Source organism: Dapis hubbardiae BLCC-M172 (assembly GCF_050016015.1).
Classification (GTDB): domain Bacteria; phylum Cyanobacteriota; class Cyanobacteriia; order Cyanobacteriales; family Microcoleaceae; genus Trichodesmium.
This window is the reverse complement of the sequence record NZ_JBNHEQ010000286.1, coordinates 20,512-36,176: the sequence shown is the minus strand read 5'-3', so window position 1 is coordinate 36,176 and position 15,665 is coordinate 20,512. Positions and strand designations below refer to the sequence as shown.

The window sequence follows — 15,665 nt, the reverse complement described above, 5'->3', positions numbered from 1 at the left end:
AAATAAGTAGAAAATATTTCCCGAAATTGAGTCAAACCACCCTCTACCTTAATTAGTCAAAAATAATTTCCGATACATATTATTTTTCCTCCTATTTTATATATTTAATAACCACATCCTCCTGAATCACAAGATTAATTTCTTCAGGTGTTTTGTTGATTGGTACTTGAGTTTTTGTACCAATAATTATCTTTTTACCAAACTCCCGTCTAACTTTACCAATTACTTTATTAATTCTTTGCTCTGTTAAAGGTTCATAATTTTCTGTAAGCCAATCAATAATACGTTTTGCATAAGCACGATTTAGATAATTAACACCTGTTTCAAGTTTCTTTTGAGTTAATTGTGACTCTTCAGATATCTTTTGTAACTCACTGCTTAAATTATCAAAATAATCCTCAATATTTTTAGATACTGACTGACAAGATTTGGAAAACTCACTCTCAGATTTTTTCAGAGTAGTTTCCTTTTGAGCAATAATTTGATTACTTAATGACTCAGATATTTTCTTAGCAGCTTCACTTCTTTTCTTATCTCTAGATTTAAACAATCCACTAATCGTACCTAAAACTGTACCAACAATTCCAATAACTATACCAACAGGATTGAAAAAAGCTGCTACAGTTCCACCTATCAAAACAATCATACCAGCTATTTTGACAAGATTGCGGCCAAAACTACTGGAATCTTGTGCAGTAAAATCAAAATCAAAAGCACCTAACTCGGCAATTAATTGTAATTCACTCCCTACCTCCTCAACCGCTTCTTTTACTTCTTTGTTAAACTTTTGACTAGCCTCTTGATAGGAATTTTCTAATCTTGATTCAAACTTAATTTCCTGAATTTTTGTCTGCCAACCCTCTTTTAATTCACTCTCATTTTTATTCCAATAATCTTCAGCAAAAGACGGGATATTATTCAAAGCATTCTCAAAAACAGCTTTAATTTTCTGTTGTAAAAAATCCAGAGCATCCTGCCGATACTCATCAATCTTTTTATGAATTTCTCCATGCTTATCTTTCAGAATTTTCGCCAAATCATTATAAACTTCAGACTGTGCTTTTACCCACTTCAAAGGTTCTTCAATCGCACCAACAGTCGAACCCAATAAAGTTTGAGACCTCCTAATTTTTCCATCCTTAATTAAAGACTCTCTCACCAAATCTAAAAAATCCTGTATTCGACTCGCCTTAAATAACTCATTTTTTCGTTTTTTCTCCTCAGCTTCACCAGAAATTTGTGCCGCCAATAACATTACAGGTACTACCTGAAAATAATCATTACCATAATATTTCCGAGCAGAATTACGAATCCGATTAATATGTCCGCCAATGCCACTTTTACCTTCCATTTCAAACAGCTTATTTGGATTTTTCAGAAAATACTCCAACCTCCGCGAGTCTCTCAAATTTTTTGTTACATTCAACAAAATAATTAAAGGTTTAGCCTTCTGCTTCAGCAAATCTAAAAAAAACAACTCAGTCTCCTGAATACTATCATTAGTCACCACATAACAAATAACATCCGACTCATCAATAATACTCTTAGCAATTTCCTCATCACTTTTACCTCCAGGCGCACCAATACCAGGAGTATCAATAACCCGAATATTCTTCCATTCATAAACTCGATTAAAACGAGTAGTCCTCTGTTTTCCCACACCAATAGCATCCCATCCATCATTAGTAATAATTGCATGAAGGGTACTTTTTCCAGCCTTAGTTTTCCCCATAAAAGCAATACTAAAATGACTCAAAGCGCGTTCTTTAGCTCGAAGAGATTCTTTAACACTATCAATTTCTTTGATAATTTTAGCCCTAAGTTCCTGAGAAATTTCCTCTAGTTTACTTGCCACTTCCTGAGCAGAAGTAGCTTCACCTTTTCCACTACTTTTATCCTTTATTTCTTCAATAACTTTTTGCAGATTTATTCCCAAATTTTGCAAAGCTTTATCTGTATGTTTCAACGCTCTTTCTGCAAATACATAATCTATCTCCGCAATAACCGCACACTGACGTATTGCCTCATCATATTCTGGTCCAGATAATAAAATTTCCCGGCGTAGTTGTTCAACTTTTTGCTGCTTCCCACTAAAAGTTGCCAACTTATCCACCAGAGCTTTTGACAACAAAGAATCAGCATTTTTCAGCATCCTCGCTCCGAAAGATATCTGCTCCTTTTCCCCATCCCCAATAAATCTAGTATCAGCAAAAGCTCCCGTTTCCTCTATTTGTCGTTCCACCTCACCATCAGGCCAACCCCAAATTTGAGCTACCTGTTGCGCCATTTGTCGTTCCAATGCCGAGCAAAAACCATCCACATAAGCAATACTCAATATTTGCCACATCGCCTCATTTCTCTGTTGGGGTGCTACTTGCGATGCAATTTCTGTCACAGATAACTGGTATTCATCCTGAGTCAGAATTTTTTCCATTTCTGCAAGAGTCAGTTTTCCTACTTTGCTTTGTTGTGCCAACTCCTGTAACGCTTTTGACTCCTCACTGTGAATTTGTTGGTCAGCACAAACCATCTGAGCTACTAATAGAAAAGGGTAGTCCAACTCTTCATCCGGGGACTGTTTCATAAATAAGTATAATAAACTTTGTACATAAATATAGCCATATATAGCTATAGCCAAATAATGTCAAATCTCTTCGTTTATTGGTACATGCATAGCTACTAAGTATGTGACAAAATTTAATAACTCTCGACCTGATGTTTAATGGTATAATGAAATTGGCACTTAAGTCAAGACTAAATAATAATAAAAACTCATAAATGTTCCCAGCCTTTAGTAATTTTAACTCCTTGATTTATGAAATTAGTTGAGAGACATATTATTCAAGCAACACATCGGTTTTATGCTGAAATTGACCGACTGTGTTTCTTGTCGAAAAATCTCTATAACTATGCTAATTATTTAGTTCGTCAGTCTTTTATATTTGAAAAGAAAAATCTATCCTATTATGACCTGCAAAAAACACTTTCTACTCAAGTAGACTATAAAGCAATGCCAGCTAAAGTATCTCAACAAATATTGATGATAATAGATCGAAACTGGAAAAGCTTTTTAGCAGCGAACGAAGTTTATAAACAACACCCATCAAAGTTTAATGCTCGTCCACGTCTTCCTAGATATAAAAATAAAATAACGGGAAGAAATATTGTAGTTTATACAAAACAAGCTATCAGCAAAAGGGAATTAAAACAAGGAATTATTAATCTAAGTAAAACTGGGATTTATCTGAAAACATTAGTACCTAGTTCACAAATTAAACAAGTTCGTCTCGTCCCTAGACTTAACCATTATGTAATCGAGGTAGTTTATGAGAAATGTGAAAAACAATACGAGCTAGAGAAAAATCGTTGCGCCAGTGTTGATATTGGGTTAAACAATTTAGCTACATTAACTTTTAAGGGTGCCGGAATCAAACCCAAGAGTGATCAATGGCAGACCATTAAAATCTATAAATCAATACTATAATAAAGTTAAAAGCTTCCTACAATCTCAAATCCGGGAAAATAGAACGAGCAAAAGACTGAAAAAACTTTGCAATAAAAGAGAATTTAAAATCAATGACTATCTTCATAAAGCATCTCGTTTAATTATTGATACTCTAATTAATCAGATGCAGAGGAACTCTGATAATAGGGCATAATGAGGACTGGAAACAGAAGATAAATTTAGGGAAAAGAAATAATCAAAATTTTGTATCTGTTCCCTATAATAAGTTAATTGAAATGTTATCTTATAAAGCCAAAATGGTAGGGATAGATGTGATTATTACAGAAGAATCTTATACCTCCGCATCAAGTTTTATAGATAATGATTTGATTCCAGTTTACAAAAAAGGTCAGAAAATAAGAGTCAACTTTTCACCGAAAAGAGTAAAAAGAGGTTTATATCGCAGTGCCAGCAAAGGATTGATCAATGCTGATGTGAACGGTTCTCTAAATATAATGAAAAAAGCAGTCCCAAATGTCTTTGACCATGGGATAGAGGGTGTTGTAGTGCCTCCTGCGGAGGAGCTGCGCTAACACCCAGTCAGGGTAACACCTGCAAAATAAGAATATGTCATATTTGACTATATTTTTATCAACTATCCTTTTAATGATTGTTCAGAGCTAGGAGCATTTTCCATCCTCATCTACAAGTCAACAATAATTTTTCACCCTCCGCCATCGTGAAATTACTAAACTTTTTATCTCATTTTGAGAAGCTCTAAAATTTTTGTCAGAGGGGTTGTTTTCCAGCAAAAACCGTGATATTCTTAAAACAAGAAATATTGGTTGGGCGCGTTCGCCCCTACGTATGATTTTTTATTCAACTAAACAAAATAGATAATGTTGCAGAAAAAACATAGTTCTTAGTATCATCTCATCTCAGAATAGCGATCGCCCATAGAGTAGTCGGTAAAGTATAGCCATGTGCGCTGGCACGCTTTACAAATTGCAGGGGGTGTCCAAGCAGCTCAAAGCTTTATATTATCAGCAATTTATTCTCATTTTATGTTCCCTGTTCCCAGAGCGCAGCGCTATAAAATAGAGTAATTCTATTAATTGAAATAAAGAATTATACAAAAATTGCATTCTCTGAAGCTCTGCAAAAACCGCGACGAAAACAGCAATAAAGGTTGCACAGAATTAAAAACTTTGATATAGTTAATGTAGTGGGTGCTTTTCGCCCCTAAACATGATTTTTTATTCAATACAAAAATATGAATCATACCGAAATCAGCATAACTCTCAAACTATTCGCAGCCTACCAAGAAGCCTACAAAGTGCCCGAACTACAACTAACCCTCTCTCCAGGAACAACAGTATCCCAACTGCTAGAAAAACTCATCAGCCAACACCCCGAACTAGAAAAGTGGCGAAATGTCACCAAATTTGGCATTAACCTCAACTTTGTCCCAGGAGAAACCATCCTTAAAGACGGTGACGAAGTAGTCCTAATTCCTCCAGTAAGTGGTGGCCTCAACAGCTTTAGAATTTAGATATTTTTTTTAGAAAATATAATTTCTTGCCTATCTAACAATAGAGAGCAGATATAAAGGTAAATTTTCATAATCAAATGCTACATTTCCCGATCGTCAAAATAAATAAGATCAAATTAAGAGTATTAGTTACTAAAATCAACATAAAAAAGGTAACAAAAAAATATCTTATCTCCTCACATAAATAAAATTAATATCATGTCCGGTAGCATCGGTATTGTAAGCGCGAAGGTAAAGAAGAAGGCTTTAGTTATCTAGGATAGAAGCTTTAATACCATTTCTCAAAAATTTTTCTACATTTGATTGAGTAGGGGAGTAGGGAATTAGGGAATTAGGGGAGTAGGGGAGTAGGGGAGTAGGGGAGTAGAGGAGTAGTAAAAATAGGGATAATCAAAGATTAAATTTTCTCAAATCAGCAAAAAAGTAATTATCCAAAGGTAATTACTTAATAACTGAAGTCTTAATCAAGTATAGCATTAATGCATGGGAATTGGTATAGGTATAATAGAAGAAATAACCTTAAATCTGGTAGATATTTTTCCAGCTTTACATGGGACTATACCAACGCACATGATATAACTCCAAAAATATTAATCAAATTGATCTGAAAATCAAAAAACACCTTTAAAAAAAATATTTCAGTTACTAGCAAAATTGCGATATAAACAACCGAATTAACTACGAAATGAGAGAATATATTTGTAGCATTCAAGATAGAAAAATATCCATAAAATCAATCTCGACTATTTTTGTCGGGTATGGTTGACGGTCATTTTTACCCATGCTAGTATTCAAAAAATGGTGAACAGTTCTGAGAAATGAAGTAGGGAGAAAGACCATGACCCAGGCCACAACAACTCACAATCAAATCCACAGCACAAATACAAATACAGCCATAGAAAATCTCAAGTGCAAAGAATGTGGAGAAGAATACTCTCTAGAAGCCAAACATATATGTGAAGATGTATGCTTCGGTCCTTTAGAAGTAAAATATGACTATGAAAAACTAAGTCAAATAGTGAGTCGGGAAACAATTGAAGCTGGTCCTAACTCTATCTGGCGTTATCGTCATTTCTTACCAGTAACAACAGACAACGTTATAGACGTAGGAACAGGAATGACCCCCCTAGTAAAATCAGAACGTTTAGCCCGTCGCCTAGGTCTAAAAAATCTCTACATTAAAAATGATGCGGTAAATATGCCTACCCTCAGTTTCAAAGATAGGGTAGTATCAGTTGCTCTGAGTCGTGCTAGAGAATTAGGTTTCTCCACAGTATCCTGTGCAAGTACAGGCAACCTAGCAAACTCTACTGCAGCGATCGCCGCTAAAGCAGGTTTAGAATGTTGTGTATTTATTCCTGCTGACTTAGAAGCAGGTAAAGTTCTCGGTACTCTTATTTACAACCCAACAGTTATGGCAGTTAAAGGGAACTACGACCAAGTAAACCGCCTCTGTTGCGAAGTAGCAAATACTTACGGTTGGGGTTTTGTAAATATTAACCTCCGCCCTTACTATTCTGAAGGTTCAAAAACTCTAGGTTTTGAAGTTGCCGAACAACTAGGATGGAAACTTCCAGACCATGTAGTTGCTCCTATTGCTTCCGGTTCCCTTTACACCAAAATTTATAAAGGGTTCCAAGAATTTGTCAAAGTAGGTTTAGTAGAAGACAAGGCAGTTCGTTTCAGTGGAGCGCAAGCTGAAGGTTGTTCTCCAGTAGCTCAAGCATTTAAAGAAGGTCGTGATTTTATTAATCCAGTTAAACCTAATACTATTGCTAAGTCAATTGCTATTGGCAACCCCGCAGACGGCATCTACGCATTAGAAGTAGCTCGCAAAACAAACGGCAATATTGAAGCTGTGAATGATGCTGAAATTATTGAAGGTATCAAGTTATTAGCAGAAACAGAAGGTATCTTTACTGAAACAGCAGGTGGTACAACTATTGCCGTATTGAAAAAATTAGTAGAGGCAGGTAAGATTGACCCTGAAGAGACTACTGTTGCTTATATCACAGGTAATGGCTTGAAGACTCAAGAAGCAGTACAAGGTGAAATTGGCGAACCTCTAACAATAGATGCCAAGTTGGATAGTTTTGAGAAAGCATGGGAACGCGCTCAGACATTAGAGCGTCTTGAGTGGCAACAAGTTTTGGTTTAATTGTTATAGTATGGGGTTTGGTCTCCAAACCCCTTAGTTTCCCAGAACTAAGAAACCGGGTTTATCAGCGAAATTTTGTGGTTTGAATAATTATGGTAATAAACCCGGTTTCTGCGTAAGTCCTGGAAACTTTAAAATCATAGATTAGGTTTTGAAAGATAATTTTTTTCTTAAAAAGATAAATATATTATTGAACTAACCATCATAATAAGTATTTGCAAATTAAGTATTATCTACACGAACAAATTAGTAAGTTATGGCAATCAAAGTTTTAGTTCCTACTGCCTTGCAAAAATTCACTAACAATGAAGCGAAAATTGAATGTAGTGCTGGTAATATTTCAGAATTAATAGAGTCTCTAGAAACAAAATATCCTGGTATTAAAAAAAGTCTGTGTGATGACCAAGGGGAGCCAAGGAGATTTTTAAATTTCTACGTCAACAGTGAGGATATTCGGTTTTTAGATGGAACAAAAACAGCTCTGAATGATCAAGATGAAGTTAGTATTGTTCCTGCTGTTGCTGGTGGTTAGATAGGTTTGGAAAAAAGGGTTTTTGAGAATCTAAGTTTTTTAAAATTACCCATCAGTTTCTAAAAATTAACTAAATCAATATTGTTACTCTGAAGGATGTGTTAACTAAGTTTAATACGTCCTTCAATTTTTAGATTTTAGCAGATCATTTTTCAGAAAAGTTATATCAACTCTCATTTGAGAGGTTTAATTTAAGTAAAAAAAAGATCGCTATTGATTAGTCAAAAAGCGATCGCCCAAACCTTTTAGTGTTTTTGCTAGCTTATTAGCTATAGGTTGAATTATTAGAGTCATTATGAATGGCACTATCAACACCACCTACTATTCCAGCAAAACTACCTACTACACCAATAGTTTGTCCTGTTACTCTGTTTGCGTGTTTTACTGCTTCACTATGAGACATCTTTTTTTCATCTCTTGCCCAAGCATACGCACCAACCCAAGTGCCGCCAGTGACAACTCCTGCTATTGTTAAAGAAAATGGATCTATCATTTTAGGTTCCTATCCCTATCGTTTTGATTCTGTTAAACTCAACTAGGGCAATTAATCTCCCTTGTTATTACAATTATCATTAATAAAACTTGGTTTTGTCGGTAGGCAAAAGTTGGATTTAGTAGGTAATTTATTGTATTGATTTTTACCCTACTAAGTAGGAAAAAGTTATTTTTTAGGAAACGGTTATTTCAGTTGATTTTATCAATAGTAAAAACCCGGTTTTTCTAATTTTTAATCTGAAAAATAAACCTGGTTTTGTGGGGATTTTTACTTTTTCGCTTCCCTTGTGATATTAGTATAATAGCTTTTACCTGCAATACCATAATTAAAATTACTGATAACTAAAATGACCAGTTCGTTACTTTACCAGAACTATAGCAATCCTAAATAGGTTTTAACATTTTATCGTAGTAGTTTTGTCTCCAAATCCTTTTTGTGCTTGGGTTTGGAGACAAAACTACTACAGTTTTTTCTCATTTAGGATTGCTATATTTTAAGAATTGCTACAGTCTTTACCAAGTAGCAAAAAGTAGGATAAAGTAATCTTATCCACTAAATCCACAAAACCCACTCAATTCTCATGGACCTCCAAGAATTATTAACATGGGCAGACCAGCAGGTTTTGACACACACGGGAAAACCCTTGGACGACCTGCAAAAGGCAATTTTGCGCGGTACCTGGGAGCGTGAAAAATACTCGGATATTGCCAACTCCTATCATTGTACTGAAGTTCATGTAAAAAAAGTAGCTTCTCAATTGTGGAAAACACTATCACAGAGTTTGGATGATGGAGAACAAATAAATAAATCAAATTTACGAGCAATGTTCGATAGGTGGCGAGTCTCGAATCTCTCAGTCTTCAGTAGACATATCGGACACATTGGAAATGTCAGCGTCTGTAGAAACCCCTCACAACCGCCAGAAATTACCAAGCAGCAACAGAGCGATCGCTCGCCTTCCCCAAACAACAAACCCCGTATAGATCGCTCCGAAGCACCAGACCTAGAATATAGTTGCGATCGCCACCAGGAACTCTCTACCCTCAAAAACTTCCTCCTAGAAAAACCCACTCGCTTAATAGCAGTTTTGGGAATGAGCGGTATGGGAAAAACAGCGATCGCTCTTCAGTTACTATCAGAAATTGAAGATAAATTTGACTGTATAATCTGGCGGAGTCTTCGTGGTGTCCCAACTCTAGAAACTACTCTCAAATCTTTAATTCAATTTTTTTCTAATACTAATACTGACCAAAAGCACAAGAACCTAAAGGAAGGAGAACAGCTATCTTTACTAATAGAATATCTGCGAAATAATCGCTGTTTAATCATATTAGATGACCTGCATCAGGTCTTAGAAAAAAATAGATTAGTCGGTCATTATCAACCAGGATACGAAAATTATAGAAACCTTTTTCAAACTATCGCAGAATTATCCCATCAAAGCTGTCTAATTTTCAACAGTTGGGAATTACCCTTAGAAATAATAGATTTAAAAAATAAAAATGCCCCCATTACTTGCTTACAACTAGAAAGTTTGGGGAAAACCGCCAATAAAATCTTAGAAAAAGAAGATTTATTAGATCAAGATAAATGGTCTGAATTAATCAAGATTTATGGAGGCAACCCCCACTGGTTAAAAATTGCAGCAACAGTAATTAAAGATTCATTTGGAAGTAGAGTAAGAGAATATTTACAATACAAACCTCTATTTTTAGGAGAAGAATTAACCGTTATCTTAAAACAGCATTTAAGTCGATTATCCGAGTTAGAAAAGCAGATTTTATTGCAAATTAGCTCTCAAAAAGAACCAGTTTCCATATCTTGGTTACGGGAGAATAGCGATCGCTCCAACTCCGATATTTTAAATGCTATTAGGTCTTTAGGGAAGCGATCGCTTATTGAAAAAATCGAAGAGCAAAATTCAACTCTATTCACCGTTAAACCAATTTTTAAAGAATATTTGTTAGAGCAAACATGATAAACGTTTGTTACAAATAGTAGGGACGTTCGCATTTTTGTTATGCAACGCCCCTACTGAAGAAAGAAGGAGTAAATTTTGAAAAAAAAGGGGAAAAAGTTTTCCTTATCGATGAGAACTTCTTACTTTTAACTTCTAATATAAAATCCGGTTGAACCGTCGTCATTGCGAGGACACGAAGCAATCTCAAGAGTACGCGGAGCTTGCTTCCTCCCACTCCCTTCCAGTCGCAATGACTGAGGTATATTAATTATCCGGATTTAATATAACTTCTGACTTCTGACTTCTAACTTCTGACTTCTTAAGATGCTACTTTCGCAGTCGATCGCCGTCGCCGTCTTCCCACAGGTTTCACAGTAATCTCTTTTTGAACTTCTGCTCCACCTTCTGCATCTGGGATTTGCATCAAGAACACCAACAACGGTTGACCTTGAAATTCTCGTCTTAGCATTCGCTGAATACCACATTCAAGCTCATTTTGCAACCCAGACCAATCAACTTGAGTATTGTTATGACCATTCAACTTTGTATATTCAGGCCAGTAATTAATCAAGCTCTTTTCTAATGTTTTAGTAACAAGTTCTTCCAATTGTGCTTTTGCAACAGAACTCACCACACCACGCAAATGTAACTGAGGTCTACCAATCAATTTACCATCCAAACCAACTGCCAACGCTACAGTAACAACACCATCTTCCGCTAGTTGTTGTCTCTCCTTAAGAATATTGTCTTCAACCATACCGGAACGGGAAGAGTCTACCAGTTCAATACCAGAAGATACCTTATCTGCTAAACGAATAGAGTCTTGAGTCAGTTCCACCACATCACCATTTTGAATCACAACCATATTTTCTGGAGGAACTCCCATACCTTGAGCAGTTTGGCTGTGTTTTACTAACATCCTATGCTCTCCATGAAATGGGATAAAGAATTTCGGACGAGTCAGCGCCAACATTAATTTTTGGTCTTCCTGACAACCGTGACCAGAAACATGAATACCTTTATCTTTACCATAAATAACATTTGCTCCTAGCATCATTAGTTTATCTATGGTATTGACAACAGCGATCGTATTTCCAGGAATAGGGTTAGCAGAGAATACCACTGTATCTCCTTGGCGAATTTTTATTTGTCTATGTTCGCCTTTGGAAATACGAGTGAGTGCTGACATTGGTTCCCCTTGAGAACCTGTAGTCAAAATCAATAGTTTTTCATCAGGTACACTCCGGACAGTATGCAAAGGTACAAATAAACTATCTTCACACTTAACATAACCAAGATTGCGAGCATGAGCAATCACATTAAGCATAGATCGCCCTACTACTGCTACCAACCTACCATGTTTTTTCGCTAATTCTAGAACTATTTGTAATCTATGTACACTAGAGGCAAAAGTTGTCACCATTACACGTCCTGGTGCGTTGGAGAATACTCTATCTAAGTTTGGATAAACTGATTTTTCTGAAGGAGTGAAACCAGGTACTTCTGAATTTGTGGAGTCACTAATTAAGCAGTGAACACCTTTTTCTCCATATTCTGCCAACTTTTGCAGATCGAATTTTTCTCCATCTACAGGAGTATGGTCAATTTTGAAGTCACCTGTATGGATAACTACTCCTACTGGTGTTGTGATCGCTACAGTAAAGCTATCCGCCATTGAGTGAGTATTGCGAATATATTCTATACTGAAATATTTACCTAATCTAACAACATCACGGGGGCGAACAGTTTTCAATTCTGTGCGATTTTGGACTCCTGCTTCCTCTAATTTATGGTAGAGTAAAGCCATCGCCAGTCGAGGTCCATAGATAACTGGAATTTCTACATTTTTCAAATGGAAGGGTATGCCACCAATATGATCTTCGTGACCATGGGTGACAATCATACCTTTGATTTTATGGCGATTTTCATGCAGATAAGTTACATCTGGTAGGACTATATTTACACCGTGCATTCCATCTGTAGGAAAAGCTAATCCAGCATCAAGTAGAATGATTTCGTCATCATACTCAAATACACAGGTGTTTTTGCCTATTTCATGGAGTCCACCTAGGGGAATAATTTTTAGAGCGGAAGCTGATTTTTTTCTAATCATAATTATCCTATTTTTACTGTTGTTTACTTTGTCTGATTTTGAGTGATTATTAATCATATTTTATACTTATTAAAATTTAGAAAAACTAACTTCTTATATACAAGATTTTAGTAATACAAATAAGGATTAAATAATCATTGCTCAGGTTGATAATATTCAGTTTTGGGAAAACTTTTTTGCCGATCCAAGGTAGCTCATAATAAACCTAATTTACCCATTTCTGCTGATAATTTTTCAGTGACTTCTGTTGGAGGATCGCATAATGGAGGGCGAGTAGTACCTACTTTCCATCCTAACAGATTCAGAGCTGCTTTGACAGGAATAGGATTAGTTGTAGCAAATAGCGCTCTAGATAAGTTAAATAATTGTAGATGAATTTCTGTAGCAAGCTGCACTTTCCCTGTTTCAAATGCTATTATCATCTCTTGTAGTTGCTTTCCTACCAAGTGACTAGCTACACTGACAACCCCACTACCACCAATAGCCATTAGTGGCAAAGTTAGAGAATCATCCCCAGAATAAATCTTAAACTCTGGTGAAGTCAACTGTCGAATCTGACTTGCTTGGTCTAAATTACCACTTGCTTCCTTAATAGCAACAATATTAGGAATTTCTGCCAGTCTGGCTACAGTTTCTGGCTCCAGATTTTTACCTGTACGCCCTGGTATATTATATACCATAATTGGTAATTCTGGAGTAGCTTGGGCGATCGCTTGAAAATGGTTATAAAGTCCCGACTGTGGTGGTTTATTATAATATGGCACCACTTGTAATGAACCATCTAAGCCTAATTTAGCTGCTTTTTGGGTAGCTGCGATCGCTTCTCTTGTGGAGTTTGACCCAGTACCTGCTATTACTTTAGCTTTTCCTGCCACTGCTTTTTGAACTACCTGAAATAGCTGATATTCTTCTTCCCATGTCAAACTAGGAGACTCACCTGTTGTTCCACATACTACTAATGAGTCTGTTCCATTTTCTGTCAACCATATTGATAACTTTTCTGCTTCTTCATAGTTAACACTACCGTCTGGGTTAAACGGTGTAATCATTGCAGTAAGAACTCTACCAAAATTTACCACACTATTTCCACTCCTTCTAGCCATTATTTTAATTTATTTCCTAGGTCTTCTTAATTTTTTTTGTTATTTAATAAACCTAATTTTTTTTTAGATTCATATCACCTTACAGTTTTTACGACCCAAAATTATTCTTTTTGTTTTTGTCTAACTGTATTCTTAAAATCGCCTATTCCACTTCTATAAATTTCGGAAAAAGGTACTTAAATTACCAATGGATAATCGCTCGTTAATTCCCAGAAGTTTAAACCCTCTCCTTTTAAGGAAAAAAAAAGCAATAATATATTCCTGATCTTCAATCCTCTCTGTTTTAACCACAGATAATTATCCATTATTAATTAATGAAGCCCTTTTTTTATTTATGTTTTTAGCACACTAATCTAAAATGTTTCTACTGGCATCCTCAACAGATTTTTTGCTACCAATAATTCAGCTATTTGTACTGCATTCAAAGCAGCTCCTTTTCTAATCTGGTCTCCACTTAACCATAATTCTAATCCGCAAGGATGAGAAATATCTTGACGAATTCTACCCACCAATACATCATCTTTACCACTTGCTTCCATTGGCATAGGAAAATAATTTTCTTGCCAATTTTCTACCAATGTAACTCCTGGCGATCGGCTTAATATTTCCCTTGCCTTAACTACACTAAATGGTTCAGCAAATTCTAAATTAATTGCTTCTGAATGCGCCCTTAATACTGGTACCCGGATACAAGTTGGTGTAATTCTCAGTTCGTTAGAGTCAAATATTTTTCTTGTTTCATTGACCATTTTCATTTCTTCTTGACAATATCCCTGATCATTAAGTTGGGAATTATGTGGGAATAAATTAAATGCTAATGGGTAGGGAAAAATATCTGTTGTGGGAGCTTCTCCATCTAAGATTTCTTTGGCCTGGGTTTTCATTTCTGCCATTGCCCTTGCTCCTGCCCCACTTGCTGATTGATAAGTGGCCACTACCAATCTTTGGATTGGCTGGACTTGATGTAATGGCCATACTGCTACACTCATTAATATTGTTGTGCAGTTAGGGTTAGCAATTATACCTTTATGTAAAGCTGCTGCTTTTGGGTTAACTTCTGGGACTACGAGAGGCACTGTAGGGTCCATGCGGAAAGCACTAGAATTGTCAATAACTACAGCTCCAGCCTCTACTGCTTTCTTTGCCCATACTTTTGATGTAGACGCACCTGCTGATGCTAACACTAAATCTACTTCTTTAAATGAATCATCTGTTACAGCTTCTACTTGTAGGTTTTGTCCTTTAAATTTTAAGGTACTACCTGCTGAACGCTCTGATGCCAGTAGTTTTAATTCTGCTACTGGAAAGTTTCTCGTTTGTAGTAAATCTAGTAACTCTGTACCTACTGCACCAGTTGCTCCTAATATTGCTACTTTATAGGACTCTGACAAATTATTTTCCTCCTTTTTCAACTATCTGATTTTTTTTATTACTTATTATTAAATCCAATATTTTTTAATGCTCCTCAATCCGATTTATAACTTTTCTTTTGATTATTATTTTTTTATAGTGATTTACAGATATTTATTATCTTAACTCATGGACATCATCATAATATTTTTCAATATTCTGCTATTGGATTAATTTTTCTGGATAACATAAAATTAATGAACAGATATTAATAAATCTTTTTTATTAAATCAACCTAGTCATACTATGACTTTCACCATATTAACACAATTAAAATTTCAATAAAATTCTCTATAGGGTTCCTTGTCGTTATGAGATAAACTGGTTTTTACCTTATTTTTATCTTCCCAGTAATTAATTTTCTCTCAAACCTATATTTTTTTTTACCTCAGCAATATGATAATTACTATAGATATTTAATCTATCTTAGTAGATAACCATACAATATAGAATTTGTTGACTCATCTACATCTATCTAAAATATATAATTTATCATTATTTTGTATAGAAATACATTCATTAATATATCATAATATTAATTCTTGCAATTAGATTTTAGGATAGGGAAATCTTAAACCAAAGCAATGACAATTAAAAAAATTAAGATACAAAAAAAATATTATTAATAACTATAATGTCTAACTAAATAAATTTACCCCCTAGGGAAATAATATGGTTATTATATAACAACTTGAGGACACGGAAGCAAATAAATGTAGTAATTGTTACATATATAAGTATTTTATCCTAAAATATTTGATGTTGCTTCTATGTAAAATCTCAACTTAGTTCTAGTTTACCAAGAACCAGTAAATAACAATAAACTTAAAAAAGTCCTAAAGTTAAGCTATTACTGACCGTGATAGAGGGATAATATAGTAATCTACACAGACTAA

12 protein-coding genes are annotated in these 15,665 nt (G+C 35.2%); 7 read left to right on the top strand and 5 right to left on the bottom strand.

What is annotated here, in order from left to right; translation table 11 throughout:
* Positions 1-91: 91 nt before the first annotated feature.
* Positions 92-2,584, bottom strand: coding sequence for a GTPase (locus tag ACP6PK_RS26660; RefSeq protein WP_426564153.1), 2,493 nt, complete (start codon positions 2,582-2,584; stop codon positions 92-94).
* Positions 2,585-2,815: 231 nt separating this feature from the next.
* Between ACP6PK_RS26660 and ACP6PK_RS26655 the strand changes: the two genes are divergently transcribed.
* The 6 genes from ACP6PK_RS26655 to ACP6PK_RS26630 all read left to right on the top strand — a co-directional run bounded on the left by ACP6PK_RS26655 (position 2,816) and on the right by ACP6PK_RS26630 (position 7,687).
* A complete protein-coding gene (locus ACP6PK_RS26655) occupies positions 2,816-3,484 on the top strand; it encodes an RNA-guided endonuclease InsQ/TnpB family protein (RefSeq protein WP_426564151.1) in 669 nt (222 codons plus the stop codon).
* Complete coding sequence (locus ACP6PK_RS26650; protein ID WP_426564149.1) at positions 3,420-3,659, top strand: transposase; 240 nt, start codon at positions 3,420-3,422, stop codon at positions 3,657-3,659. Before ACP6PK_RS26655 ends, ACP6PK_RS26650 begins: the two co-directional genes overlap by 65 nt.
* A complete protein-coding gene (locus ACP6PK_RS26645; protein ID WP_426564165.1) occupies positions 3,625-4,038 on the top strand; it encodes an IS200/IS605 family accessory protein TnpB-related protein in 414 nt (137 codons plus the stop codon). Before ACP6PK_RS26650 ends, ACP6PK_RS26645 begins: the two co-directional genes overlap by 35 nt.
* A gap of 680 nt (positions 4,039-4,718) precedes the next feature.
* Positions 4,719-4,997 carry a MoaD/ThiS family protein gene (locus tag ACP6PK_RS26640; protein ID WP_094672577.1) on the top strand — a complete coding sequence of 93 codons (279 nt, stop codon included), beginning with the start codon at positions 4,719-4,721 and terminating at the stop codon, positions 4,995-4,997.
* Positions 4,998-5,835: 838 nt separating this feature from the next.
* Entirely contained in the window at positions 5,836-7,155 is a 1,320-nt protein-coding gene (gene thrC / locus ACP6PK_RS26635) for a threonine synthase (RefSeq protein WP_426564147.1), read from the top strand.
* A 256-nt stretch (positions 7,156-7,411) separates the two neighbouring features.
* Entirely contained in the window at positions 7,412-7,687 is a 276-nt protein-coding gene (locus ACP6PK_RS26630; RefSeq protein WP_426564145.1) for a MoaD/ThiS family protein, read from the top strand.
* Between the two features lie 265 nt (positions 7,688-7,952).
* Here the strand turns inward: ACP6PK_RS26630 and ACP6PK_RS26625 are convergent, their stop codons facing one another.
* A complete protein-coding gene (locus ACP6PK_RS26625) occupies positions 7,953-8,180 on the bottom strand; it encodes a hypothetical protein (RefSeq protein WP_426564143.1) in 228 nt (75 codons plus the stop codon).
* A gap of 583 nt (positions 8,181-8,763) precedes the next feature.
* On the opposite strand from ACP6PK_RS26625, the gene ACP6PK_RS26620 reads away from it, so the two are divergent.
* On the top strand, positions 8,764-10,161 hold the full coding sequence (locus tag ACP6PK_RS26620) for a helix-turn-helix domain-containing protein (protein WP_426564141.1): 1,398 nt from the start codon (positions 8,764-8,766) through the stop codon (positions 10,159-10,161).
* Positions 10,162-10,462: 301 nt separating this feature from the next.
* Here ACP6PK_RS26620 and ACP6PK_RS26615 read toward each other — a convergent pair whose 3' ends face one another.
* From ACP6PK_RS26615 to ACP6PK_RS26605, 3 genes are all read right to left on the bottom strand, one after another.
* The gene (locus ACP6PK_RS26615; RefSeq protein ID WP_426564139.1) at positions 10,463-12,256 is read right to left on the bottom strand and encodes a ribonuclease J; all 1,794 of its coding nucleotides are present in this window, start codon (positions 12,254-12,256) and stop codon (positions 10,463-10,465) included.
* Between the two features lie 194 nt (positions 12,257-12,450).
* Positions 12,451-13,359, bottom strand: a complete 909-nt coding sequence (gene dapA / locus ACP6PK_RS26610; protein WP_426564137.1) for a 4-hydroxy-tetrahydrodipicolinate synthase — start codon at positions 13,357-13,359, stop codon at positions 12,451-12,453.
* A 353-nt stretch (positions 13,360-13,712) separates the two neighbouring features.
* Positions 13,713-14,750 carry an aspartate-semialdehyde dehydrogenase gene (locus ACP6PK_RS26605; protein WP_426564135.1) on the bottom strand — a complete coding sequence of 346 codons (1,038 nt, stop codon included), beginning with the start codon at positions 14,748-14,750 and terminating at the stop codon, positions 13,713-13,715.
* Between the last annotated feature and the right edge of the window lie 915 nt (positions 14,751-15,665).